Origin of the sequence: Nonomuraea sp. NPDC049758, assembly GCF_040674635.1 — a bacterium.
Taxonomy (GTDB): domain Bacteria; phylum Actinomycetota; class Actinomycetes; order Streptosporangiales; family Streptosporangiaceae; genus Nonomuraea.
Map to the genome: position 1 here is coordinate 32,564 of NZ_JBFAMZ010000001.1, position 24,141 is coordinate 56,704.

The 24,141-nt window shown below is 72.4% G+C and carries 21 protein-coding genes; 9 read left to right on the forward strand and 12 right to left on the reverse strand.

Annotated elements, in window-relative coordinates:
- Positions 1-176: 176 nt before the first annotated feature.
- Positions 177-818 (forward strand): VC0807 family protein, encoded by a 642-nt coding sequence (locus AB0J46_RS00120; protein WP_364324307.1) that lies wholly within the window; start codon positions 177-179, stop codon positions 816-818.
- On the opposite strand, the gene AB0J46_RS00125 is transcribed toward AB0J46_RS00120, so the two are convergent.
- Together AB0J46_RS00125 and AB0J46_RS00130 are read right to left on the reverse strand one after the other, a co-directional pair.
- The gene (locus AB0J46_RS00125) at positions 726-1,694 is read right to left on the reverse strand and encodes a hypothetical protein (RefSeq protein ID WP_364324309.1); all 969 of its coding nucleotides are present in this window, start codon (positions 1,692-1,694) and stop codon (positions 726-728) included. The genes AB0J46_RS00120 and AB0J46_RS00125 overlap by 93 nt on opposite strands.
- A gap of 16 nt (positions 1,695-1,710) precedes the next feature.
- Positions 1,711-2,886: a histidine kinase gene (locus AB0J46_RS00130; protein WP_364324312.1), complete on the reverse strand. Its 1,176-nt coding sequence runs from the start codon at positions 2,884-2,886 to the stop codon at positions 1,711-1,713.
- A 392-nt stretch (positions 2,887-3,278) separates the two neighbouring features.
- Here AB0J46_RS00130 and AB0J46_RS00135 point away from each other — a divergent pair, with 392 nt between their 5' ends.
- The 8 genes from AB0J46_RS00135 to AB0J46_RS00170 all read left to right on the forward strand — a co-directional run bounded on the left by AB0J46_RS00135 (position 3,279) and on the right by AB0J46_RS00170 (position 12,699).
- Positions 3,279-3,896, forward strand: a complete 618-nt coding sequence (locus AB0J46_RS00135) for a DedA family protein (RefSeq protein ID WP_364324315.1) — start codon at positions 3,279-3,281, stop codon at positions 3,894-3,896.
- A 36-nt stretch (positions 3,897-3,932) separates the two neighbouring features.
- Complete coding sequence (locus AB0J46_RS00140) at positions 3,933-4,745, forward strand: DMT family transporter (protein WP_358283843.1); 813 nt, start codon at positions 3,933-3,935, stop codon at positions 4,743-4,745.
- 87 nt (positions 4,746-4,832) lie between these two features.
- Positions 4,833-6,038 carry a glycosyltransferase gene (locus AB0J46_RS00145; RefSeq protein ID WP_364324318.1) on the forward strand — a complete coding sequence of 402 codons (1,206 nt, stop codon included), beginning with the start codon at positions 4,833-4,835 and terminating at the stop codon, positions 6,036-6,038.
- Positions 6,035-6,709: a DUF998 domain-containing protein gene (locus tag AB0J46_RS00150; RefSeq protein WP_364324321.1), complete on the forward strand. Its 675-nt coding sequence runs from the start codon at positions 6,035-6,037 to the stop codon at positions 6,707-6,709. Before AB0J46_RS00145 ends, AB0J46_RS00150 begins: the two co-directional genes overlap by 4 nt.
- A 60-nt stretch (positions 6,710-6,769) precedes the next feature.
- Positions 6,770-7,525: a cytochrome P450 gene (locus AB0J46_RS00155; protein WP_364324324.1), complete on the forward strand. Its 756-nt coding sequence runs from the start codon at positions 6,770-6,772 to the stop codon at positions 7,523-7,525.
- Positions 7,522-8,268: an isocitrate lyase/phosphoenolpyruvate mutase family protein gene (locus AB0J46_RS00160; RefSeq protein WP_364324326.1), complete on the forward strand. Its 747-nt coding sequence runs from the start codon at positions 7,522-7,524 to the stop codon at positions 8,266-8,268. The genes AB0J46_RS00155 and AB0J46_RS00160 overlap by 4 nt, the downstream gene beginning before the upstream one ends.
- Positions 8,269-8,275: 7 nt before the next feature.
- On the forward strand, positions 8,276-11,158 hold the full coding sequence (locus AB0J46_RS00165) for a BTAD domain-containing putative transcriptional regulator (protein ID WP_364324329.1): 2,883 nt from the start codon (positions 8,276-8,278) through the stop codon (positions 11,156-11,158).
- 35 nt (positions 11,159-11,193) lie between these two features.
- The gene (locus tag AB0J46_RS00170) at positions 11,194-12,699 is read left to right on the forward strand and encodes an MFS transporter (protein WP_364324332.1); all 1,506 of its coding nucleotides are present in this window, start codon (positions 11,194-11,196) and stop codon (positions 12,697-12,699) included.
- Here AB0J46_RS00170 and AB0J46_RS00175 read toward each other — a convergent pair.
- The 10 genes from AB0J46_RS00175 to AB0J46_RS00220 all read right to left on the reverse strand — a co-directional run bounded on the left by AB0J46_RS00175 (position 12,668) and on the right by AB0J46_RS00220 (position 24,063).
- Positions 12,668-13,906, reverse strand: coding sequence for an MFS transporter (locus tag AB0J46_RS00175; protein ID WP_364324335.1), 1,239 nt, complete (start codon positions 13,904-13,906; stop codon positions 12,668-12,670). The two genes, AB0J46_RS00170 and AB0J46_RS00175, sit on opposite strands and share 32 nt — an antisense overlap.
- A 244-nt stretch (positions 13,907-14,150) precedes the next feature.
- The gene (locus AB0J46_RS00180) at positions 14,151-15,053 is read right to left on the reverse strand and encodes a serine hydrolase (protein ID WP_364324338.1); all 903 of its coding nucleotides are present in this window, start codon (positions 15,051-15,053) and stop codon (positions 14,151-14,153) included.
- A gap of 79 nt (positions 15,054-15,132) precedes the next feature.
- Positions 15,133-16,077 carry a zinc-binding dehydrogenase gene (locus AB0J46_RS00185; RefSeq protein ID WP_364324341.1) on the reverse strand — a complete coding sequence of 315 codons (945 nt, stop codon included), beginning with the start codon at positions 16,075-16,077 and terminating at the stop codon, positions 15,133-15,135.
- 39 nt (positions 16,078-16,116) lie between these two features.
- Positions 16,117-17,010 (reverse strand): alpha/beta hydrolase, encoded by an 894-nt coding sequence (locus AB0J46_RS00190; protein WP_364324344.1) that lies wholly within the window; start codon positions 17,008-17,010, stop codon positions 16,117-16,119.
- Between the two features lie 60 nt (positions 17,011-17,070).
- A complete protein-coding gene (locus AB0J46_RS00195) occupies positions 17,071-18,465 on the reverse strand; it encodes an FAD-dependent oxidoreductase (RefSeq protein WP_364324347.1) in 1,395 nt (464 codons plus the stop codon).
- Positions 18,466-18,641: 176 nt separating this feature from the next.
- Positions 18,642-19,436 (reverse strand): ABC transporter permease, encoded by a 795-nt coding sequence (locus AB0J46_RS00200; protein ID WP_364324350.1) that lies wholly within the window; start codon positions 19,434-19,436, stop codon positions 18,642-18,644.
- A 14-nt stretch (positions 19,437-19,450) separates the two neighbouring features.
- On the reverse strand, positions 19,451-20,302 hold the full coding sequence (locus AB0J46_RS00205) for an ABC transporter permease (RefSeq protein ID WP_358283817.1): 852 nt from the start codon (positions 20,300-20,302) through the stop codon (positions 19,451-19,453).
- 2 nt (positions 20,303-20,304) lie between these two features.
- Positions 20,305-21,498, reverse strand: coding sequence for a spermidine/putrescine ABC transporter substrate-binding protein (locus AB0J46_RS00210; protein WP_364324354.1), 1,194 nt, complete (start codon positions 21,496-21,498; stop codon positions 20,305-20,307).
- A gap of 48 nt (positions 21,499-21,546) precedes the next feature.
- Positions 21,547-22,614: an ABC transporter ATP-binding protein gene (locus tag AB0J46_RS00215; RefSeq protein ID WP_364324357.1), complete on the reverse strand. Its 1,068-nt coding sequence runs from the start codon at positions 22,612-22,614 to the stop codon at positions 21,547-21,549.
- Between the two features lie 15 nt (positions 22,615-22,629).
- On the reverse strand, positions 22,630-24,063 hold the full coding sequence (locus tag AB0J46_RS00220; RefSeq protein WP_364324360.1) for a gamma-aminobutyraldehyde dehydrogenase: 1,434 nt from the start codon (positions 24,061-24,063) through the stop codon (positions 22,630-22,632).
- Between the last annotated feature and the right edge of the window lie 78 nt (positions 24,064-24,141).

Sequence of the window (24,141 nt, forward strand, 5' to 3'; positions counted from 1 at the left end):
GGAACGCGGCAAAAGCGGCAGTCCTACTCGCCGGGCTCCGGTACGGTAGGCCACCGGCCTTCGGAGTCGCACCGGGTGGAGTCGCATCCGGCGGTGACGACGACCGGTCCATCCGGCAAGCCTGGACCCCCGAAGCCCGGGTAGACGCTGATCGTCGGCCTATCTGCGGAGCAGCCTTGAACCACCATCCGGTCGCACTCCCCCGTCTGACCGCGCTCGCCCGTCAGGCGGCCCCCCGCCTGCTCGAAGGCGTGGTCGCCCCCCTGCTGGTGTTCTACCTCGCCATGGTCGTGCTGGGCTTCAAGTGGGCCCTGGTGGCCACGGTCTCCTGGGTGTACCTCGGCGTGGCCTGGCGGCTGGTCAGAGGGATCAAGGTGCCCGCCACCATGTTCCTGGCCGCGTTCGCGGTCACGGTGCGGGCCCTGGTGTCGTTCTGGACGGGCACCTGGATGTGGTTCTTCATCCAGCCGGAGCTGGGCACGATCTGCATCAGCATGGTCTTCCTGGCCTCCGTCCGGCTCAACCGGCCGCTGGTGCAGAAGCTCACCCTCGACTACATCCACCTGCCGTCGGCCGTGCTCAAGCACGAGCGGGTGCGCAGGTTCTTCGCCAGGATCACCCTGCTGTGGGCGTTCGTGCTGCTGGCCAACTCGACGCTGAGCATCTTCCTGGCCGTCTACGAGAAGCTGGAGGGCTCGCTCGGCGCGTTCATGGTGCTGCGCACCTCAGCGGTGGCCGTGATCAGCGGGCTGGCGATCACCTTCTCGATCCTGGCGTTCAAGCGCGTCCTGGCCAGGCTGCACGTGGCCCACGCCTGACCGTTCGGCCAGCAGGAACGCTCCACACATCCCCATCACCAGCCCGGTCAGCATGCCGAACAGCTCGGCGAAGTCCGCGATGCCCGTGCCGCCGTAGGCCAGAGGGCCGCCCGTGGACCTGACGATCATCGAGAACAGCCCCCAGCCGAACAGCGAGCCCGACCCGAGCCAGGCCAGCGCCAGCGGCCGCCAGAACGGGCCGTTCCCTCGCCGCCTGACCAGGACCACCAGCGCGGCCGCCCCGCCCACCGCGAGCAGCGCCTTCAGCCCGTTCTGGACGGCCTGGACGACCCCGTCGAACGCCATGACGACCCGCAGCGCCCCGACGGCGGTCGCCACCACGAGCGCGCCCCACGCCACCACCTCCTGGAACGATCTGGTCGCGCTCGGGAACGGCAGCCCGACCGGGGTGGCGAAGACGGCGGGCCAGCGGTCGCGGGCGTAGAGGGCGAAGGCCGTCATGAGGGCGACGCCGAGGGTGATGAAACCGCCGTAGACGACCAGGTAGACCCAGGTCTGGATCGGGCCGCCGCTGAAGATCGTCAGGCCGCCGACCAGCACGATCAGCGGGGTCGTGACGGCCAGCACCGACAGCAGGCCGGTGCCCACCCACAGCGGCAGCAGCACCAGCCAGGCGGGCAGCCGCATGCCCCAGCGCATGGTGAAGGCCAGCGCCAGCAGCAGCCCGGCGGCCTCCATGGCGAAGGTCAGCGCGTTCATCCCCAGCATCTGCCCGTTGTCCATGAGCGCCGGGTCGGAGACGCCGACGGGGTCGCCGATCAGCCAGAGCGTCTTGATCGTGAGGTAGGGCAGCGTGGCGGCGACCGCCACGATCGCGGCGGTGAGCCGGCCGATGCCCGCTCGCTGTTCTGTCATGCCACGATCGTGCGCCTCAGGCGGGCCGGTCCCCTCCCGAGCGGCGGGGATCCGCCTCCCCCTCGCGGGGGAGCTCGACGGCCAGGCGGAAGCCGTCGCCGTCGGGGCCCGCGGTCAGCGTGGCGCCGGCCAGCCGTACGCGCTCGCGCAGCCCCGCCAGGCCCAGCCCGCCGCGCCGGGCGCTGGGACGCGAGCTCGGCGGGCCGTTGCGCACGACCACCCGGTGCGGCGTGACCGACACGGCGACCGCCGCCCCCGGCGCGTGCTTGGCCGCGTTCGTCAGCCCTTCCTGGACGACGGCGTGCGCCAGCTCCGGCGACGCCCCCGGCGCCAGCTCCAGGGTGATCGACATGCCGGAGTCCCTGGCCCGGCCGACCAGCTCGGCGACGTCCTCCCCCACGGGGGACAGCGGGGCCTCCTCGGCGTCCTCGCGCAGCAGGCCGATGATCTGGCGCAGCCGCTCGGTCGCGTCGGCCGCCGCCATGCGCAGCTCGCCGGCCGCCTTGACCTGGGCCGGGCCGAGCCCGGGGGCGACTTCGAGCCCGCCGGCGCGCACCGCGATCAGCGCCAGGTCGTGGCCGAGCGAGTCGTGCATCTCGCGGGCGATCCTGGCCCGCTCGCGCAGCCGCGCCTGCGCCTCGACCGACAGCCGCGCCTGCCGCCGCTGCTGCAGCACGCCCCGCCGGAGCAGCCCCAGCAGGTACGGCACCACGTACGTGCCGACGAGCCCGGTGCCCATCGACACCCACAGCGCCAGATCACCGCCCTGGAGCAGCACGGCCCCGCAGCCGATGGCCGTGATCAGGCAGAACACGGCGCCCGCGGGCCACAGCCGGGTCATGCGCCGGCCGGTGAGGTAGGCGTACCAGATGATGAACGGCGAGGTCGCGAGCAGCGGCAGGATCTTCACGTTGCGCCGGGGCAGCAGCCAGGTCAGGTCCACCGTCGCGAAGCCCTCGGTGAAGGTCCACGGGCCGAGCGGCAGCAGCAGCACCAGCGCCGCCAGCGGCCAGGCCCGGCCCACGAGCACGGCCAGCGCGGCCAGCCCCACCCTGGGCAGCGTCACCATGGCGAACCCGGCCGGATCGACGAACGGGTCGGGGCCCATGGCGGTCACGAAGATGCCCAGCACGGCCCACAGCAGCAGGTCGAGGACGACCTGACGGCGACTCTCACGACGCAGACGGTTCACGCACCGACGGTATCCGCCGCCGGGCGGGGCCGGTCCCGCCCGAAGGTCATGCGGCGCCCCTGACGAAAGTCAGGGTGGGGTCCGATGCAGTGATCACGGTGGGGCTAACCCCACCTGAAAGGCGGATACCTCCTCTCCTGTTTCCGGGGCGCGCAACCGGTTTGATCGTGGGTGTCACGCGGAAGTCGCACGTCCGCCCCTGACGAAAGTAGGGGGTGGCCCGTGCCGATGGGCCGATGTGCCACGACCTGCGGAATTTCTACCTTCATGGGGTAGGCGGCCCTGACCCTCCTAGGGGACGGGCCCGCGTTCGACCGGGGGCATCCCCGATGTCCCCGGTCCGCTCACGCCGACAGGCTTTGTGAGTGCCCTGACGATCGGAGTCCACGCATATGTCGCACGCCATTCTCGACCTCGTCCAGCAGGTGATGTCATCGCCATGGCTGTACGTGGCGCTGTTCGCCCTGGCCCTGCTCGACGGGTTCTTCCCCGTCGTGCCCGCCGAGACGTCGGTCATCACCGCGGCGGTGTTCGCCGCCTCCGGCCAGACCAACCTGGCCCTGGTGATCGTGGTCGCGGCGCTCGGCGCGTTCGTGGGCGACCACGTGTCGTACCTGATCGGCAACAAGTCGGCCAGGCGGCTGCGGGACAAGAAGGCGTTCGTCTGGGCGCGCGGCGCGCTGGCCGAGCGGGGCGGAATGGTGCTGATCGTGGCCAGGTACATCCCCGGCGGGCGGACCGCGACGACGCTGACCATGGGCGCCGTGGGTCATCCGCTGCGCTCGTTCACGTTCTTCGACGCCATCGCGGCGAGCTCGTGGGCGGTGTACTCCGGGCTGATCGGCTTCTTCGGCGGCATGGCCTTCGAGAACGACCCGATCAAGGGCCTGCTGCTGGGCCTCGGGATCGCGCTGTCGATCACCGGGCTCGTCGAGCTGGTGCGGTGGGCCAGGAAGCGGCGCGCCACGCAGCCTTCCCCGGAACGTCTTCCGGTGGACACGTCCGTTTGACCCTGTCCGGCAACCATCCGTCTGAAAGGAGTGCGCATGAGTGTGCTGGCCGCGGCGATCGCGCTGGTCGGTTCGCTGTTCTTCGCGCTCGGGGCCGCGCTGCAGCAGTTCGAGGCGGCGGGCTCGGCGAAGCCCGCGCTGCTGGCTCTGCTGCGCAGGCCGCGCTGGCTGCTCGGCGGCGTCTCCATCGTGACGGGCGGCGGCCTGCACATCGTCGCCCTCGGGCTCGGCCCGCTGACCGTGGTGCAGCCGATGGGGGTGGCCAGCCTGCTGTTCGCGCTGCCCATCGCCGCCGCGCTGCACGGCCGCCGGCCCTCCCGCAAGGAGCTGGCCGCGGCGGGCGTGGTCGCGGCCGGGCTGATCGGCCTGGTGCTGCTGGTGCCCGAGTCCGACGGGCCGACGTACCTGGCGCCCACGGGCGTGCTCACCCTGCTCGCCGTGGCCGGGGTCGCGGCGGTGCTGCTGTGGGCGGGCTCGAAGGCGGCCTCCCCCGCCGGCCGGGCCGCGCTGCTCGCCACCGGCTCCGGCGTCCTGTACGGCGCCACCGCCACGCTCATGCGCGTGCTCGTGGACGGCGGCTGGAACTGGTGGTACCTGCTGGCCCTGCCGGTGCCGCTGCTGCTGGCGCTGGTGATGCTGCAACGCGCCTACGCCGTCGGGCACTTCGGCGTCTCCTTCGCCTCGCTGCAGATCGCCGACCCGCTCACGGCGGTGGCCTTCGGGGCGCTGCTGCTCGGCGAGCCGCTGCCGTCCGGCCTCGCGCCGATCGCGGCCGCCGCCCTGACCGCGGCGGGCACGTTCGCCCTGGCCCGGACGTCCCCGCTGGAGGCGCGCAACGACCTCGCCTGATCCCCTCCCCTGACCGAAACCCCCTGTTCGCCCATCGGCCCTCCCCCAGCCGTCCCCCCTTGTGAAAGCGGAGTCACCGTCATGGCCATGCCCCTGCGCAACGTCACCGACCACGCCCAGCTCGCCCCCGCCCCCGAACGTCCCCGCCGCGTCCTGATCTCGACCGACACCTATCCCCCCGACGTGAACGGCGCCGCCTACTTCACCCACCGCCTGGCCACCGGCCTGGCCGCGCGCGGCAACGAGGTGCACGTGGTGTGCCAGTCGGAGGCCGGCCCGGCCAGCGCCGACGTGGTGGACGGCGTGATCGTCCACCGGCTGCGCTCGGCCCCGCTGCTGGTGCACCCGACCATGCGGGTCACCGTGCCGACCAGGCTCGACCGGCTGGTGGCCGACATCGACCCGGACGTGCTGCACACCCAGGGCCACTTCGTGGTCGGCCGGGCCGCCATCGCCGCCGCCCGGCGCCGCGGCGTGCCGGTCGTGGCCACCAACCACTTCATGCCCGACAACCTCTTCCAGTTCGGGCACGTCCCCGAGGCGCTGCGGGCCAGGGCGGGCCGGCTGGCCTGGCGCGACTTCAGCCGCATCTTCAAGCGCGCCGACCACATCACCACGCCGACCCCGCTGGCCGCCAAGCTCCTGTCCGACCAGGGCTTCTCCCGCGACGTCGAGGCCGTCTCGTGCGGCATCGACCTGACCAGGTTCCACCCGCACGCCGAGCCCAAGTCGTGGGCGCGCCGGCGGTTCGCGCTGCCCGACCGGCCGACCGCCCTGTTCGTCGGCCGCCTGGACGAGGAGAAGCACCTCGACGAGCTGATCCGCGCGCTGCCCCTCGTGCTCAACGAGACCGACGCGCAGGTGGCGTTCGTGGGCCGCGGCAACCAGCGGATGGAGCTGGAGAAGCTGGCCAAGCGCATCGGGGTGGGCGACCGGGTGTTCTTCGTCGGGTTCGTGCCCGACGAGAGCATGCCGCAGGCGTTCGCCGCCGCCGACGTGTTCGCCATGCCGGGCGTCGCCGAGCTGCAGAGCATCGCCACGCTGGAGGCCATGGCGTCCGGCCTGCCCGTCGTGGCCGCCGACGCGATGGCCCTGCCGCACCTGGTGAACGGCAACGGCTACCTCTACCAGCCGGGCGACGTGGTCGCGCTGGCCAGGCACCTGACCGCCGTCCTCACCGACGACGACCTGCGCGCCCGCCTGGGCAACGCCAGCCGGGCGCTGGCGCTGACCCACGACGACCAGGTGTCGCTGGCCCGCTTCGAGCAGATCTACGACGAGGTGACGCGATGACCTGGCGTGCCGTGCTCGCTCCCGTGACCGGAGCCGTGGCGGCGGTGGCCGCCCTCGGCTACGCGCAGGTGACCCTGCCCGAGCAGCCGCTGATCAGCGACTACGCGCTCGTCCCCGGCGGCATGCTGCCGGTGCTGGCCGGGACGCTGGCGCTGGCCGCCGCCTGCCTGTCGCTGGCGTACGGGCTGGCCGCCCGGGAGCCGGCGCGGACCGCCGCGACCCGCGTGCTGCTGCTGGCGGGGGCGGCCGGGCTGATGCTCAGCGCCATCTTCCCCACCGATCCCGGCATGTCGGACGTCAGCACGCTCGGCGGGGAGATCCACCGCTGGTCGGCGGCCGTGGTCTTCACCGCGCTGCCGGTCGCCGGCTGGACCCTGGCCAGAGGACGGGCGGCGGCCGCGCGCTGGAGCGCGGTCAAGGCCCTGAGCGTGACGTCCGGGCTGACGCTGGTCGCGTACCTGGCGGCCCACCCGGCCGCCGTCACCTCCTCGCTGATCGGCGGTACGGCCTACTACGGGCTGCTCGAACGGGGACTGGTGCTGGCCGAGATCGTGCTCGTCGTCGCCATGGCGCTGGCCTGCGCACCGGGCCGCGCCGCCGTACGGGTGCAGGGCACGCGGGCCACCGGGGCGCCCGCGCAGCCCGAGAGCCCGCAGCGGCTGGCGGCGTGACCGGGGATGCGCAGCCACACTTCGTCCGCCGTCGAACGGTCGGCGGCCTAGCGTGGACCCATGCTCATCACCCACCACGCCGAAGCCCGGGCGGTGCTGTCCGACGGCCGGTACGTGCCGCCGCCCGTCCCGCAGGACGGCGAGCCGGGGACGCTCGCCTGGCTGCGGGCCCACGTGTCGCGCTTCAGCACCGGCGAGACGCACGCCGAACGCCGCCGCCTGGTCGTCGAGCGCCTGTCCGCCCTGGACCCGGCCGAGCTGCGGACGGCCGCCAGGGCCGCGACGCGCGACCGTGACGGCGACTGGCGCGGCGTGCCCACGGCCGTGCTGGGGGCCGCGCTCGGCGTGCCGGACACCTCGGCCGTGCCCGCGGCTGCCAGCGGCTACCTGTCGGGCGAGGGGAGCCCGCAGGCCGACGCCGCCGTCGCCGAACTGCTCGGCCTGACCGACCTGCCGGCCGTCACCCTGCTGCTCCAGGGCCACGCCGCCACCGAGGCGCTCATCGAGAACGCGCTCACCCACGCCGTGCCGGGCGACGACCCAGAGGCGGTGCTGCGCGAGACGCTCAGGCAGGACCCGCCGCTGAAGGCCAGCCGCAGGCTCGACACCCGCACCGGCGAAGAGGTCACGATCGACCTGGTCGCGGCCAACCGCGATCCCGAGGTGTTCGCCGACCCCGACCGCTTCGACGCCTCCCGGGGCCCCGCCCCCCACCTGACGTTCGGGGACGGCCTGCGCCCGTGCCCCGCTCCCGCCCACGCCCTCGCGCTGGCCGCCGGCGTGCTCGACGCGCTCCTCGAAGGGACCCGCCGATGAACTTCCACGACCTGCACAAGCCGGGCGACCCGCTGCTGCTGCCCAACGCGTGGGACTACGGCTCGGCCGCGATCCTGGCCGCGCACGGCTTCCCCGCGATCGGCACGACCAGCCTCGGCGTGTCCGGCGTGCACGGCAAGCCGGACGCCGCCGGCGCGACCAGGGCCGAGACGATCGAGCTCGCCGAGACGGTCAAGGACCTGGGCGTGCTGGTCACGGTGGACATCGAGGGCGGCTTCAGCGACGACCCGCAGGAGGTGTCGGACCTGGTCGCGAGCCTGGCCGCGCTCGGGGTGGCGGGCGTGAACCTGGAGGACGGCCGTCCCGACGGCACGCTGCGCCCGGTCGAGCTGCACCGGCGGATCATCGAGGCCGCCAAGGGCCACGGCGTGTTCGTCAACGCCCGCACCGACACCCACTGGCTGGGCACCGGCGACTGGCGCGAACGGGTGGACGCCTACGAGCACGCCGACGGCATCTTCGTCCCCGGACTCTCGGATCCGACGGAGATCGCCGAGGTCGTCGCGCGTACGCGGCTGCCGCTCAACGTGCTCTACCAGCCGGGCGGGCCGACGCTGGACCGGCTGGCCGAGGCGGGGGTGGCCCGGGTGAGCACCGGCTCGCTGCTCTACCGGGCCGCGCTCCAGGGCGCTCTGGCCGCCGTGCTGGGCGCGCAGGGCAAGGAAGCCCCGGCGCTGCCGACGTACGGAGAAATCGCCGCACTCCTCCCGCAGACCCGATAATCGGGGCATGCGCTTCGAGATCCTCGGACCCACCAGCGTGCTGGACGAGGACGGCGCGCCGGTGGCGCTCGGCGGGCCGCGGGTGCGCGCCCTGCTCACCCTGCTGGCCCTGAACGCCGGCCGAGTCGTCGGCGCCGGCCAGCTCGTGGACGACCTCTACGGCCCCCACCCGCCGGACGGCGTGGCCAACGCGCTGCAGTCCCAGGTGTCCAGGCTGCGCCGGGCGCTCGGCCGGGACCTGGTCGAGTTCCATCCGGCGGGCTACCGGCTGGTCGCCGACCCGCACGACGTGGACGCGCGCCGCTTCGAGCTCCTGGCCCTGGACGGGCGGCGGGCACTGGCCGCCGGGGACGCCGGGCGGGCGGCGGCGCTGCTCTGCGAGGCGCTGGAGTTGTGGCGGGGGGCGCCGCTCGCCGACGCGCCGCACGCGGTGTCCGCCGCGGCCGGGCTGGAGGAGCTGCGGCTGGCGGCCGTCGAGGACCGCCTCCAGGCCGACCTGGCGCTCGGGCGGCACCGCGACCTGGTCGCCGAGCTGCGCCGGCTCACCGCCGCCCACCCGCTGCGCGAGCGCCTGCGCGCCCAGCTCATGCGGGCCCTGTACGGCAGCGGCCGGCAGGCCGAGGCGCTGGCCGTCTACGAGGAGGCGCGGCGGCTGCTCGACCGGGAGCTGGGCATCGAGCCGGGCGCCGAGCTGGCCGCCGCGCACCTCGCCGTCCTGCGCGCCGACCCGTCCCTCACCCCGCAGACCACCGCGCCGAGTCCCGCGCCGATCCAGCCGCCGCTTCCCTCGTCCCTTCCCGCGCCCGGAGGGCCCGCCGGGTCGCCGCGCGGCGGGTTCAAGCAGGGGTTGCGGGCGCAGCTGACCAGTTTCGTGGGCCGGGCGGAGGAGCTGGCGCAGGTGGGCGCACGGCTGCGGGACAGCAGGCTCGTCACGCTGATCGGCCCCGGCGGCGCGGGCAAGACCAGGCTGGCGCAGGAGGCGGCCGCCCAGGAGCCGGGCGACGTGTGCTTCGTGCCCCTCGCCCACGTGGCCGGCGCCGCCGGGGTGCCCGGCGCGGTGCTGGTCGCGCTCGACATCCGCGACGCCCTGCTGCCCGCGCCCCAGCGCGCCGCGGTCGGCCCCGTCACCCGGCTGCTCACCGCGCTGGCCGAGCGCGATCTGCTGCTCGTCCTGGACAACTGCGAGCATCTGGTCGCCGCCGTGGCCGAGCTCGCCGACGCGCTGCTGGCCTCCTGCCCGGGGCTGCGGGTGCTGACCACCAGCCGCGAGGCGCTGGGCATCACCGGGGAGTCGATCCTGCCGGTGTCCCCGCTGCGCCTGCCGCCGCCGGAGCCGGACGACCCGCTGGAGTACGCCGCCGTCCGGCTGTTCGCCGACCGGGCCGCCGCCGTGCGTCCGGGGTTCGCCGTGGACGCCGGCAACGCCGCGGACGTGGTGCGCATCTGCCGGGCGCTCGACGGGCTGCCGCTGGCCATCGAGCTGGCCGCGGCCCGCCTCCGCACGCTGTCGGTCGCCGACGTGGCGGCCCGCCTGGACGACCGGTTCCGGCTGCTGACCCGCGGCAGCCGTACGGCGCTGCCCCGGCACCAGACGCTGCGCGCGGTCGTCGCGTGGAGCTGGGACCTGCTGGACGACGCCGAGCAGCGCCTGGCCGCCCGCCTGAGCGTGTTCGTCGGCGGCGCCACGCCCGAGGCGGCCGAGCGGGTGTGCGGGCTGCCGGAGGAGGTGCTGTTCTCGCTGGCGGAGAAGTCGCTGGTGGAGTACGTCGGCGGCCGGTACCGCATGCTCGACACGATCCGGGCGTTCTGCGCGGAACGCCTGGCCGAGTCCGGCGAGACCGCCGCGATCAGGGACGCGCACACCGCCTACTACCTCGACCTCGTCCTGACCGCCGACCCGCTGCTGCGGACCGCCGACCAGCTCACCTGGCTGGCCCGCCTCGACCAGGAGAGCGACGACCTCGAAGCCGCCGTGCGCTGGACGACCGTGTCCGGGCAGCCGGAGACCGGCCTGCGGCTGCTGGCGCACAGCGCCTGCTACTGGTGGATGCGCGGCCACCGCGGCGTCATCGCCGGGCTGGCCGCCGCGCTGCTGGCCAGGATCGGCGACGCCCGCCCCGCAGGCATGGAGGAGGAGTACGTCATGTGCCTGCTCGTCACCGCCTGGACGGGCGTGGCCGACGACGTCGTGCGCGAGCGGCTGGCCGAGGTGCGCGAGCTGCTGCCGATCACCCACCTGCCGGAGCGGGTGGAGTTCCTGATGATGATGCGGTCGATGTTCACCGGGCCGCCGGGCGACGTCGAGCAGATCTACCACGAGTTGCAGGCCCACACCGAGGGGCTGCCGCCCTGGCAGCGGGCGTTGTCGTACAGCGGCGCGGGGTTCGTGCTGCAGATCCTCGGGCGGGTCGAGGAGTCACTGACCTCCTTCCGGTGCGCCCTGGCCGCCTTCCGGGCCATCGGCGAGCGCTGGGGGACGGTGCTGGTGCTGTCGGGCCTCGGCGAGCTGGCCTCCCGCGAGGGGGACTACGCGGCCTCGTACGCGCTGTCGGACGAGGCGCTGACGCTGGCCCGCGAGCTCGACGCGCGGGCGGAGATGGCCGAGGCCCTGTGCCGGCGCGGCGACGCGCTGCTCGGCATGGGCGAGCCGCTGGGCGGGCGGGCCGACTACGAGGAGGCGGCCGAGCTGGCCCGTCGCGTGGGTTCCATGGACATGCTGGCCTGGGCGCACCTCGGGATGGCCGAGGTGGCGCTGATCGGCGGCGAGCGCGACGCCGCGCTGTCCCTGCTGGCCCAGGCCCGCGCGGAGTGCCCCGACGACTGGTACAGCACCGAGGACATCCGCAACCGCATCGACGAGGCCCTCGGCCGGGCGGTCAGCGAACGGTAGGCGGCCCGTCAGCCGCCCCCGCCACCGTGGACGGCATGACGCGCAAATGGGCCTGTCTGGCCATCGCCTGCCTGGCGACGCTGCTGCTCTCGGTCGATCTCACCGTGCTGCACCTGGCGCTCCCCCGGCTGGTCGCCGACCTCGGTGCGAGCTCGACGCAACTGCTCTGGATCGGCGACATGTACGGGTTCGCCCTGGCCGGACTCCTCGTCACCATGGGCAACCTGGGGGACCGCGTGGGCCGCAAGCGGCTGCTGCTGATCGGCGCGGCCGGCTTCGGCGCCGCCTCGGTGGTGACCGCCTACGCCCCGAACCCCGAGCTGCTGATCGCCGCCAGGACGCTGCTGGGCGTGGCGGGCGCGATGATCATGCCGTCCACGCTCTCGATCGTCAGGAACGTCTTCGCCGACCCGCGTGAGCGGACCGCGGCCATCGGGATCTGGAGCGGGATGAGCGCCGCCGGGTTCGCGCTGGGGCCGGTCGTCGGCGGCGTGCTGCTGGACCACTTCTGGTGGGGGTCGGTGTTCCTGATCAACGTGCCGATCATGGCGCTGGTGCTGGTCTGCGGGTTCCTGGTGCTGCCGGAGTCGCGCGGCCCCGCCGCCGGGCGGGTGGACGGGCCCAGCGTGGTGCTGTCCTTCGCCGGTGTCGTGACGGCCGTCTACGCGGTCAAGGAGGCCGCCCACCAGGGCCTGGCGCACGCCGACGTGCTGGTGGCGGCCGTGGTGGGCGCGGTGTGCCTGGTGCTGTTCGTCCGGCGGCAGGGCCGGCTGGCCACGCCGCTGATCGACGTACGGCTGTTCCGGCGGCGGGCCTTCAGCGCGTCCGTGGGCACGAACCTGCTGGCGATCTTCGCGTTGTCGGTCATGAACCTGCTGTTCGCCTGGTACCTGCAGCTCGTCCTGGGGTGGACCCCGCTCCAGGCCGGGCTGGCGCAGCTGCCCGGCGGCCTCAGCGGCGCGGTGGGCGGGGTGCTCGCGGCCCGGCTCATCGGCCGGCTCGGCAGGAACGGCGTGGTCGCGCTCGGCCTGGCGCTGAACGCCGGCGCGTTCGTCCGGTACGCCATGCTCGGCACCGAGCTGGACTATCTCACCCTGCTGCCGGTCATGATGATCGGCGGGCTCGGGGTCGGGCTCACCTTCACCGTGAACAACGACAACATCCTGGCCACCGCGCCCAAGGAACGGGCGGGGGCGGCGGCCGCGGTGTCGGAGACGGCGTTCGAGCTGGGCGGGGCGCTGGGCATCGCGGTCCTGGGCACCGTGCTCAACAGCGTCTACCGCGCGAACCTGCTGGTGCCCGCCGGGGTGCCCGGCCGGGCGGCGCGGGAGTCGATCGCCGGCGCCACCGCCACGGCGGCGGACCTGCCCCCGCAGGCGGCCGGGGAGCTGATGCGCGCGGCGCGCACGGCGTTCGTGTCGGGGATGCAGGTGACGACGCTGGTCACGGCGGCCCTGCTGGCCGTGGTCGCGGTGTTCGCGCTGGCCTGGCTGCGCGGCGTGCCGAAGGTCATCCAGGAAGAGCAGCCGGTCCCTCGGTGAGCGACGGGGTCTCCGCCGCGGGCCCGGCGGGCAGCGGGCGCAGGCTGCGCACCCTGGCCAGCACGAGCAGCGCGGCCAGGCCCGTCGCCGCCGGCGCGACGACGAACGCCAGGGACGCGCCGAAGTGGTCCACGAGCTGCCCGGCGACCGACGACCCGGCCGCGATGCCGAGGGCGATGCCGCCGTTCAGCCAGGTGAACGCCTCGGTGCGGACCTCAGCCGCGACCAGGCCCTCGACCAGGGTGTAGCCGGTGATCACCACGGGGGCGATCACCAGGCCGGCCAGGGCGGCGGCGACGTACATGTGGGGAACGGCTCCGGCCAGCGTGAACGCGCTGGTCGCGACCGCGAGCAGGGCCAGCCCGGCGACCAGCCGGGCGCGGCCGGACGACCGCCAGCGGACCGCGCCGTACAGCAGGCCGCCGAGCATGCTGGCGCCGGAGAAGACGCCGTAGACGGGTCCGGCGGCGGCGGGCGCGTGCAGGGCGGTGGTGAGCGAGGTGACGCCGACCTGGAGGCTGCCGAAGACCGACCCCATGGCCAGGAAGGCGGCGGCCAGCAGCGCCACGCCGCGCCGCCGCAGCACGCCCTTGGAGGCGGCGATCCTGACCGGCACCGGCTCGGGCGCGCCCGTCCGGACGGCGGCGAAGACCACCGTGCCCACCAGGATCAGCACCAGCCCGCCGAGCAGCGCGACCACCGGCGAGTACGCCGTGGACAGCCCCACCAGCAGCACCGGGGCCAGCGTGAACGTCAGCTCGTCGGTGATCGACTCGACCGCGAACGCCGTGTTCAGCCTGCCGGTGCCGCCGAGCCGGTGCGCCCAGCGGGCCCGGACCATCGAGCCGACCTGCGGTCCTGACGCGCCGACGAGGGCGGCCATGGCGACCAGCGGCGCGAGGTGGGCGTGCGCGGCGGCCAGGGCCAGCAGGCCGCCCATGGCCAGGGCGTGCAGGGCCACCTGCGGGAGCAGCACGCGGGCCTGGCCGTACCGGTCGGCCAGGCGGCCCGTCTGGGGGCCGATGAGGGCCTGGAAGACGGCGGAGGCGGCGGCGGTGATCCCGGCCGCGCCGTAGGAGCCGGTGGACCACTGGACCAGCAGCAGGATGCCCATCTGGGTCATCGCGAACGGCACCCGGGCCAGCAGCGCGGGCACGAGGAACCGCCAGGCGCCGGGGGTGGCCAGCACGTCGAGGTAGGACTTCAAGGGTCTCCGTCCAGATCATGACGGAGTCCTCCGCCGGGGGAGCACACCGTCGGAGGTGGGCTTCGACCGGGGTAGATACCGGCGGGTGCCGGCCGCCGAGCGGTCAATCAGTTCACTTCAGTCAAACGCGACGAGAGCCGATCCTATTGCAGGAAACGGGCGACTTACTTCATGCACCGTTGACTTCAACTCCGGGAGGCCGGAGAGGTCTTGGAGGCCGGGCGGGAGGTCCGGGAGCGGCGCGTCAGGGGCCCGGGTTTCTCGGGCAGGACCGGAGCATCGTCGGCGACAGCTCGTCGAGGCGGGAGCCGATCATCCTGGCCACCCCCTCGATGGTCTCGATGCCCGTCCCCTCCCCCGGCTGCTCGTCGGTCTGCACCGCCAGCAGCAGGTCGCGCCCCGGCCCGACGACGCGGCCGTAGCTGGTCACCGCCCAGGTGTTGCGGCTGAACGGGCGCGGCGTCCAGCCGTTCTTCAGCGCCACCCGGTCCACCGGACGGGCGGCCGCGCTGACGCCCCACGACTGGTCCTTGACCACGCGTCCCATCAGGCCGAGCACGAGGTCGCGGTCGCGACCGGACAGGCCCTCGCCGCCCTCCACCAGCACCTGGAGGAGGCGGATGCGGTCGGCGGGGCTGGTGTTGGTGCCGCCCCAGAAGACGCCGGGCCCGGGGACGGTCTCGGTCAGGCCCATGCGCCGGTAGAACTCGCCCATCGCGCCGCCGACCCGGCCCCACAACGCGTCCGCGGCGCCGTTGTCGCTCTCGATGATCATGCGCTCGGCCAGGTCGCGCTCCTCCTCGCCCAGGACGCCGCGGCCGAGCACGAGCGCCGTCAGGATGTCCACCTTGACGCCGCTGGCGGTGATCATGTCGTGCTGGTGCTCGCCGCGGCCCAGGGTGATGCCGCTGTCGCGCTCCAGCATGCTGTAGGCGACCCGTCCCGGGCGTCTGGACACGTACTGCTCGAGGTCGTGCTCAAGCCGGTCGCGGGCCGCCCTCCCAGCCCTCTTGTCCGGATATTTCAGGACGCATCGGCCGACCGTCACCGGCGCCTTCCGCACGCCGGGCACCTCGGGCAGCCGTCCGGGCACACACCCGGCCGGGAACCCCCAGACCACCACGAAGGCCAGCCATCTCCACCACACACGCAAACCCCCGCGATCGTCACGTCTCGGGGGTTTGATCACCTACTGCCCAGTGGCGGCAATGGTCACACCCTGCGCGTCAGGGCAGGAGCACCACCTTTCCGACAGTTCGCCGTCCGGCCAGGTCGGCCACGGCCCGGCCGGCCTCCGCCAGCGGGTACTCGCCGCCCACCAGCGGCCTCAGCCGCCCGGCCGCGGTCAGCGCGAGCAGCTCGCCCAGCGGGGGCCCGACCATCTCCCGCCGCCCCCGCAGCGGACGCAGCCAGAACCCGAGGACGGCGAGGTTGCCCGCGGTGAGCCGCCCGATCTCGACCGGGGCGGCCTGCTCCCCCGACGACGACCCGTAGCTCACCAGCCGCCCGAAGGGGGCCAGCACGGTCAGCGCCGCGTCGAAGACCGCGCCGCCCACGGCGTCGAGCACGACGTCCACCGGCCGGTCGCCGTTGGCCTCGATGACGCGCTCGGCGTACCCGTCGGCCGCGCCGTCCACGGCGGCGTCCGCGCCGAGGTCGAGGGCGAGCGAGCGTTTGTCCTCGCTGGAGGCGGTGGCGATCACGCGTCCGGCCCCGAACACCTTGGCCAGCTGCACGGCCAGGCTGCCGACGCCGCCCGCGCCGGAGTGGACGACCACGCTCTCGCCCTCCCTGAGCCGCGCCGACGAGCGCAGCAGGTGCCAGGCGGTGAGCCCCTGGACGAGCAGCGCCAGCGCCTCCCCGGCCCGCAGCGAGCCGGGCACGACCACGACGTCGCCCTCGTCCAGGACGGCCCTGGAGGCGTAGCCGTTGGCGGTGAAGCCCATCACCCGCCGCCCCCGGGGATCGAGCCCGACGACCTCGCTGCCCGGGATGTGCGGCAGGCGGTCGGGGGCGGAGTAGTGGCCGGAGATCTGCCGCACGTCGGCGAAGTTCAGCCCCGCGGCCTCGACGTCGACCAGCACCTGGCCCGGCCCCACCACCGGATCGGGCACCTCGGCCTCTTCGAGCACCTCCGGGCCGCCGAAGCGGGTGAACTGGATGGCACGCATGAATCCCCCCATTCCGCGCGATACCCCCCAGCGTAGACGTCAGGCTCCGGAGCCGCCCGGCCGGAGGTGCTCGGCGAGGAAGTCCGCGGTGGCCTCCACGGCCTGCGACACGTACGGCTCGCGGTCGTAGAGGTCGATGTGCTGCTTGGCGTCCACCCAGACGAGTTTCTTGGGCTGATCGAGCCGCTTGAACGCCTCCTCGGCGCCCTCCGGCGGGCAGAACCTGTCGATCACGCCGTGCACGATCAGGGCGGGCTTGGGCGACAGGAAGTCGGCGCCCATCATGTTGTCCATGGTGATCAGCTCGCGCAGCCCGGCCCGGGTCACCGCGTTCCGCCAGGAGGCGGAGGCCCCGCGCTCGGTGCCGTAGTAGGCGAACGGCTCGTCGCCCGGCATCGCGGCCTCGCCCTCCTCGGCCACGGCGGGCAGGTACTCGACCGGGCCGCCCCGGTCCTGCCGCTCCAGCACGCCGGCGAACCCGGCCAGCGCCGCCTGGTAGTCCATGCCGGACCGCATCGTGTACGGGTTGTTGTAGGCCCCGGCGATGCCCGCGAACGCCCGTACGCGCGGGTCGAAGGCGGCGAACCTCAGCGCGTACCCGGCGCCCAGGCAGATGCCGACCGCGCCGATCAGGTCGCCGTCCACCTCGGGGCGCGACCGCAGCAGCGACACCGCCGCCCGCAGGTCGGCCAGCTTGCCCTGCGGATCCTCGTGCCCGCGCGGCTCGCCGCCGGACTCGCCCCAGTTGCGGTGGTCGAAGGACAGCGTCACGTAGCCGCGCCGGGCCAGCCGTTCGGCGTACAGGCCGGTGACCTGGTCGCGCACGCCGGTGAACGGCCCGGTGAGCACCAGCCCCGGCCAGGGGCCCGTGCCCTCGGGCGTCCGCAGGTCACCGGTCAGGCGCACGCCGTCGGCGGCGAACTCGACTTCCATGGTGACAAGTGTGCGCCAGGCCCGCGGCAGGCGGGCCCGGCGCCCCCTCGGAACACCGGATCAGGAGTCGAACCCGAGGCCCATCTTGTCGAGCGTGCGCAGCCACAGGTTGCGCTTACCCTGATGCTGGTCGGCCTGGGCGATCGACCACCGGGTGAACTGGATCACCCCCGACCGGACCGGCTCGGGCGGGAACGGCACCGGCTTCTCCTTGACCATCCGCAGCTCGGTCCGCTCGGTGGCCTCCCCCGACAGCAGGTCCAGCATCACGTTCGCGCCGAACCTGGTGGCCCCGACGCCCATGCCGGTGTAGCCCACGGCGTAGGCCAGCCGGCCGCCGTGCGCCGTGCCGTAGAAGGCGCTGAAGCGGCTGCAGGTGTCGATCACGCCGCCCCAGCGGTGCGTGAAACGCACCTGGGAGAGCTGCGGGAACGTGGTGGCGAAGTGCTCGGCCAGCTTGACGAACGTCTCGTCGCGCTGCTCGTACTCCGGCTTGACCAGGCCGCCGTTGTAGTAGACCGCGTCGTAGCCGCCCCACAGGATGCGGTTGTCGTCGGTGAGCCGGTAGTAGTGGAACTGGTTGCCCGAGTCGCCGACGCCCTGCCGGTTGTGCCAGCCCACCTCGGCGAGCTGGGCCGCGCTCAGCGGCTCGGTCATCAGGGCGTAGTCGTACACCGGGACGACGAAGTGCTTGAGCCTGCGCAGCAGGGGCGGGAAGACCCCCGTGCCCAGCGCCACCCGGCGGCCCACGACCGACCCGTACGGGGTGCGCAGGGTGATCGTCGTGCCGTCGTCGCGCAGCGAACGCACCGGGCTGCGCTCGAAGACCCGGACGCCGAGCCGCAGGCACGCATCCCGCAACCCCCAGGCCAGCCGCGCCGGGTCCAGCATGGCGCAGCCGCTGCGTTCCCACAGGCCGCCCAGGTAGGTCGGCGAGTTGACCTCGGCCCGCACCTGCCGCTCGTCCATCGGCACGTAGTCGAGGCCGAGCTCGGAGATCAGGTCCAGGTGTTCGCCCAGCGAGTCGAGCTGCCACGGCTCGGTGGCCACGTGCAGCTCTCCGGTGCGCTCGAAGGAGCAGTCGATGCCGTGCCGCTCCAGCGTGCGCTCGATCTCGTCGAGGTTGTCCACGCCCATGCGTTCCAGGCGGCCGATGTCCTCCGGCCACCGTTCCAGGCCGTTGGCCAGGCCATGGGTGAGGGTCGCCATGCAGAACCCGCCGTTGCGGCCGGTCGCCGCCCAGCCGATCCTGCGCCCTTCGAGCAGGACCACGTCCAGCGAAGGGTCACGTTCCTTGGCCATCAGGGCCGTCCAGAGCCCCGAGAAGCCTCCGCCGACGACGACCAGGTCGGCGTCGGTGTTTCCGATGAGCCGCGCGCGCGGCTCGGGTCTGGCCGGGCTGTCCAGCCAGTACGGCTTGCGCTCCGCGTCAGCCAGCGCCTTCAGCGGATCCACAAATCCCACTTCCCTACGAAAGTCTTAGTTGTTCTTTGTTGATTGCGGGATCCAAAAGCATGATGTGATCACGCGCGGGTTCCCCCCGCCGAAATCCGATCTCGCCTCCCTGTTCTTGGTCGGAATACACCAATCCCCCCGCCGGATCGCGGGGGGAAAGCCTGTTGGAGCAGATCCTAGGCGCGGCGTCTGGCGGCCACGGCGTTCGCCACGGCGATCAGCACACCGATCCCGAAGATGAGCGTACCCATCACGTTGACCTGCGGTGGAATACCGGTCTTCACCGCACCCACGATCCACAGGGGGAAGGTGACGGTCGAGCCGTTGACGAAGCTCGTCACCACGTAGTCGTCGATCGACAGCGCGAAGGAGAGCATCGCGCCCGCGAGCACGCCCGGCATGATCGAGGGCAGCGTCACCTGCCGGAACGTGCCCCAGGCGGTCGCGCCGAGGTCCTTGGCCGCCTCCTCCAGCGACGGGTCGAGCGTGATGACCCGCGCCCTGACCGTCACCACGACGAAGGAGAGCGAGAACAGCACGTGGGCGACGATGATCGTGTTGCCGTCGCGCGGCACGTTGCCCGAGACGAACAGCGACAGCAGCGAGGCGCCCATCACCAGCTCCGGCGTGGAGATGGCGGCGAAGACCAGGAAGTTCGTGGCGCCGAGGCCTCGGAAGCGGTGCCGGCCGACGGCCAGGCCCAGCATCGTCCCGATGACGACCGTGATGACGGTGCTGACCAGGGCGATCACGATGGAGTTGCGCAGCGCCGTGGTCAGGTCGGAGATCTCGAAGAGCTCGCCGTACCACTTGAGGGTGAAGCCCTGCCAGCTCGTGTTCGACTTGCTCTTCTTGTCGTTGAAGCCGAACAGGATCATGACGGCGATCGGCGACGACAGCCACAGGATGATCAGCCAGGTGTAGACGTGCAGCAGGCGGTCGCCGAACCTGCCCCGCGTGCCCCTGCTCATTGCTCGCTCACCGCTCATCGCGCCGCCGCCTCCAGGACGTTCTCGGTGCCGAGCGCGCGGGCGTAGACGAAGATGCCCACCAGCAGGATCGCCATCAGCGTGAACGACAGCGCCGAGGCGGTCGGGTAGTCGAGGTTGGTCAGGTACTCGGTCTGGATGATGTTGCCGATCATGGTGTTGGCCGTGCCGCCGAGGATCTGCGCGTTGACCGGGTCGGCCGTCGCGGGCACGAACGTCATCAGCACGCCGGCGAAGACGCCGGGCAGCGACAGCGGCAGCACCACCCGGCGGAAGGCCCCGGCGCGGGTGGCGTACAGGTCCTGGGCCGCCTCCACCACCCGCGGGTCCACCCGCTCCAGGGCCACGTAGATCGGCAGGATCATGAACGGCAGGAAGTTGTAGGTGAGCCCGCCCACCACGGCCACGGTCGTGGCCAGCACGTGGAAGCCCTCCGGCAGCAGCCCCCAGCCCTTCAGCGTCCCGAACAGGATGCCGTTGTCGGCCAGCAGGAAGTTCCACGAGATCGTCCGCAGCACGAACGACACGAAGAACGGCAGCAGCAGCAGGAACAGGTACACCGACTTGCGGCTGCCGCCCTTGAAGGCGATCCAGTACGCCACCGGGTACCCGATCACCAGCATGGCCACCGTGGCCAGGCCGCCGTACAGGAGCGAGCGCAGCAGCTGGTCGCTGTACCTGCCGAGCGCGTCGGCGTAGTTGGAGAAGCTGAACGTCATCGCGTAGCCGTCGATGGCGTTGCCCGTCTGGAGCGAGACCGACGCCATCGCCACCATGGGCACGACCAGGAAGATCGCCAGCCACAGCCAGCTCGGCAGGGCGAGCAGGTAGGGGGTGAGCCGTTTCATGGCTATGCCTGGGTGATCGACTGGAAGATGGAGTTGAACACCTGCTCCTGCTGGGTGGTCAGCGTGGTGTAGGTGCGCAGCTTGGCGTAGTCGGCCTCCGAGGGGAACATGAGCGGGCTGTCCACCATGTCCTCCAGGGCCTTCTTGTCCTCGCCCTTGGCCGTCGTGGCCTTCTCGCGCAGGAGGTCCTGCACGGCCGGGACCGGGGTGACGAACTGGATGAACTCATCCAGTTCGGCGGCCACCGCGGGCTGGTACAGGTAGTCCATGAGGGTGAGCGCGTCCACGGGGTTGGCCGCGCCCTTGGGGATGAGCATGTTGTCGGTCCAGATCGTGCCGCCCTCCGCCGGCACCACGAACTTGACCGGCTCGCCGGCGAGCTGCCGCTGGAAGATGTCGCCCGACCAGGCCATGGTCAGCCAGACGTCGCCCTTGGAGACCGCGTCGATGTAGCTCTGGTCGTAATATTTCCGGACGATTCCCGCGTCGCGCTGCTGCTTGAGCTTCTCCCCGGCCTTCTTCCAGTCGGCCTCGGTCGACTTCTCCGGATCGACGCCCAGCGCGAACATCCCGAAGTTGCCGATCTCCTGGGCGTCGGCCATCATCCCGACCCGGCCCTTGTACTTGGGGTCGAACAGGGCCTCGATGCTGGTGATGTCGTCCTTGACGTACTTGGTGTTGTACGCGATGCCGGTCACGCCCGAGGAGTAGGGCATCGTGTACTGGTTGCCCGGGTCGTAGGCGCGTTCCTTGTACTTGTCACCGGCGTTGGCCAGGAAGTTCGGCATCCGGCTGTGGTCGAGCGGCACGATGTAGCCGAGCTCGACCATGTGCTGGAGCTGCACGCCGTTGGTCATCACGATGATGTCGTAGCCGAGCGACTGGCCGGCGCGGAGCACGGGGTCGGCCTTGCCGAAGAACTCCGCGTTCTCCTGGATGACCTCCTTGTACTCCACGGAGATCCCGGTGGTCTGGGTGAACTTCTTCAGCGGGGCCTGGTCCTCGGGCATGTACTCGGGCCAGTTGGCGAAGACGAGCTTGCCGTGCTTGCTCTGCTTGGACCAGTAGTCCTGGACGGCGTCGGCCTTCGGAGGGGCGGCCTTCTGGCCCTGGACGCCACAGGCGGCGAGCGCGAGGCCGGCGGCGGACAGGCCGGTGACACGGAAGAAGTCGCGGCGGGTGCGGGGCTGGGTCATGCCCCTCAGGAGGGCGGGGGTGATCTGGCGGGGGTTCATGGGGTGCTATCAACTTCCAATCACATAAGAGTGCTGCGCCTCCCACGACAGCCACACGGAGTCGCCCCGCTCCGCGGTCGCCGTCGCGTCGTGCGCGTTCTGCTCGAACACGGTCATCTCGGCCCCGTCGGCGAGCTGCACCGCGTAGCTGTTGGAGGTGCCCAGGTAGACCATCTCCGTGACGGTCCCGGGGACGGCGCTCAGCCCGGGTCCCGGCTCGTCCGCGCAGATCGTGATCTTCTCGGGGCGGACGGTCACCGTCACGTCGCCCTCGTGGTCCGGCACCAGCACCCGGCCGCCGCCGACCGCCAGCACCCCGCCGGTCACCGTCCCGGTGATCAGGTTGGAGGTGCCGATGAACCCCGCCACGAAGGCGGTGGCCGGCCGTTCGTAGATCTCCCGCGGGCTCGCGAGCTGCTCGACCAGCCCGTCGTTCATCACGGCGATCCTGTCGCTCATGGTCAGAGCCTCGTTCTGGTCGTGCGTCACGTACACGAACGTGATGCCGACCTCGCGCTGGATGCGCTTGAGCTCGATCTGCATGGCCTGGCGCAGCTTGAGGTCGAGCGCGCCCAGGGGCTCGTCGAGCAGCAGCGCCCGCGGCCGGTTGACCAGCGCGCGGGCCAGCGCCACGCGCTGCTGCTGGCCACCGGACATCTCGCGCGGCCGGCGCTTCTCCCGGCCGGTCAGGTCGACGATCTCCAGCATCTCGCCGACCCGCCGCCGGATCTCCTCCGGCGGCGTCTTGCGCTGCTTCAGGCCGAACGCCACGTTGTCCCACACGCTCATGTGCGGGAACAGGGCGTAGGACTGGAAGACCATGTTGACGTCGCGCTTGTTCGGCGGGACGTCGGTGACGTCCTTGCCGTGCAGCCTCACGAGCCCTTTGGTGGGCTCCTCGAAGCCGGCGATCATCCTCATGGTCGTGGTCTTGCCGCATCCGGACGGGCCGAGGAGGGAGAAGAACTCCCCCTCGGCGATGTCCAGCGACACACCCTTGACCGCCTGGACGACCTCGCCGTGCGAGAGGTACTCCTTGACGACGTCCTCAAGCTGAATCGCGGATAGCTCGGTCATGTCCAGGGCTCGTCCTTATTCGCCGATGTAGTGCATGACGTGCTTGACCCTGGTGTAGTCGTGCAGACCGAACACCGACAGGTCCTTGCCGTACCCGGAGTGCTTGAAGCCGCCGTGCGGCATCTCCGAGACGAACGGGATGTGCGTGTTGACCCAGACCACGCCGAAGTCGAGGCGGTTCGACATGCGCATGGCGCGGCCGTGGTCGGAGGTCCACACCGAGCTGGACAGGCCGTACTTGACGTCGTTGGCCTTGGCCAGCGCGTCGGCCTCGTCGGTGAACGTCTGGACGGTGATGACGGGGCCGAAGACCTCGTTCTGCACCATCTCGTCGTCCTGGCGCAGGCCGTCCACGACGGTCGGGGCGAAGAAATAGCCCTTGTCGCCGACGCGGCTGCCGCCGGTGAGCACCTTGGCGTGGCCGGGGACCCGGTCGATGAAGCCCTGGACCCTGGTGAGCTGGTTCTCGTTGTTGAGCGGGCCGTAGAGCGCTTCCTCGTTGCCCAGGTCGCCGGTCACGGTCGCGGCGGCGGCCTCGGTCAGCGCGGCCACGAACTCGTCGTGCACGCTCTCCTGGACGAGCACGCGGCAGGCCGCGGTGCAGTCCTGGCCGGCGTTGTAGAGACCGGCGGTGGCGATGTCGGCGGCGGCCTTGGCGAGGTCCTTGACGTCCTCGAAGACCACGACCGGCGCCTTGCCGCCGAGCTCCAGGTGCACCCGCTTGAGGTCGTCGGCGGCGCTCTTGGCGACCGCCATGCCCGCGCCGACGGAGCCGGTGATCGCCACCATGGCGGCGGTCGGGTGGCCCACGACGAGCGCGCCGGTCTCGCGGTCGCCGGTGACGACGTTGAAGACGCCGGGCGGCAGCACCGAGCCGACGATCTCGGCCAGCTTGAGCGTGGAGGCCGGGGTGGTGTCCGACGGCTTGAGGACGATCGTGTTCCCGGCGGCCAGCGCCGGGGCGATCTTCCACACGGCCATCATCATCGGGTAGTTCCAGGGGGTGACCTGGCCGACGACGCCGATGGGCTCGTGCCTGATGACGCTGGTGTGCTCGGCGAGGAACTCCCCGGCCGTGGGCCCCTCCAGGGTGCGCGCGGCACCGGCGAAGAAGCGGAAGTGGTCGGCCGCGACCGGCGTCTCGTCCTCGGCCATGCGGGCGCGCGGCTTGCCGGTGTTGAGGCACTCGGCCTCGTTGATCTCGTCGGCCCGGGCGTCGATCGCGTCGGCGACCTTGAGCAGCAGGTTCGCCCGCTCACCGGGGGTGGTCCGACCCCACGACTCGAACGCGGCGGCCGCCGCGGCGTAGGCCGCGTCGACGTCCTCGACGCCGGAGATCGGGGCCTGAAGGTAGGCCTCTCCCGTGCAAGGGTCGATGATGTCGGAGAACCGGCCGCTCTGGGCGTCCACGAACTCACCGTTGATGAAGTTCTGCAGACGGGTGGTCAATGCACGACCTCCTCGTTGAGGTGGCTGAGATGCCGCGACTCTTACAGAGCAGATGCATCTGGACAAGGGATTTCGTGG

Coding starts and splice junctions, on each gene's coding strand:
- AB0J46_RS00125 (WP_364324309.1), bottom strand. CDS start 1,694: ATGACAGAACAGCGAGCGGGCATCGGCCGGCTCACCGCCGCGATCGTG.
- AB0J46_RS00135 (WP_364324315.1), top strand. CDS start 3,279: ATGTCGCACGCCATTCTCGACCTCGTCCAGCAGGTGATGTCATCGCCA.
- AB0J46_RS00140 (WP_358283843.1), top strand. CDS start 3,933: ATGAGTGTGCTGGCCGCGGCGATCGCGCTGGTCGGTTCGCTGTTCTTC.
- AB0J46_RS00145 (WP_364324318.1), top strand. CDS start 4,833: ATGCCCCTGCGCAACGTCACCGACCACGCCCAGCTCGCCCCCGCCCCC.
- AB0J46_RS00150 (WP_364324321.1), top strand. CDS start 6,035: ATGACCTGGCGTGCCGTGCTCGCTCCCGTGACCGGAGCCGTGGCGGCG.
- AB0J46_RS00155 (WP_364324324.1), top strand. CDS start 6,770: ATGCTCATCACCCACCACGCCGAAGCCCGGGCGGTGCTGTCCGACGGC.
- AB0J46_RS00160 (WP_364324326.1), top strand. CDS start 7,522: ATGAACTTCCACGACCTGCACAAGCCGGGCGACCCGCTGCTGCTGCCC.
- AB0J46_RS00165 (WP_364324329.1), top strand. CDS start 8,276: ATGCGCTTCGAGATCCTCGGACCCACCAGCGTGCTGGACGAGGACGGC.
- AB0J46_RS00170 (WP_364324332.1), top strand. CDS start 11,194: ATGACGCGCAAATGGGCCTGTCTGGCCATCGCCTGCCTGGCGACGCTG.
- AB0J46_RS00185 (WP_364324341.1), bottom strand. CDS start 16,077: ATGCGTGCCATCCAGTTCACCCGCTTCGGCGGCCCGGAGGTGCTCGAA.
- AB0J46_RS00190 (WP_364324344.1), bottom strand. CDS start 17,010: ATGGAAGTCGAGTTCGCCGCCGACGGCGTGCGCCTGACCGGTGACCTG.
- AB0J46_RS00200 (WP_364324350.1), bottom strand. CDS start 19,436: ATGAGCAGGGGCACGCGGGGCAGGTTCGGCGACCGCCTGCTGCACGTC.
- AB0J46_RS00205 (WP_358283817.1), bottom strand. CDS start 20,302: ATGAAACGGCTCACCCCCTACCTGCTCGCCCTGCCGAGCTGGCTGTGG.
- AB0J46_RS00210 (WP_364324354.1), bottom strand. CDS start 21,498: ATGACCCAGCCCCGCACCCGCCGCGACTTCTTCCGTGTCACCGGCCTG.
- AB0J46_RS00215 (WP_364324357.1), bottom strand. CDS start 22,614: ATGACCGAGCTATCCGCGATTCAGCTTGAGGACGTCGTCAAGGAGTAC.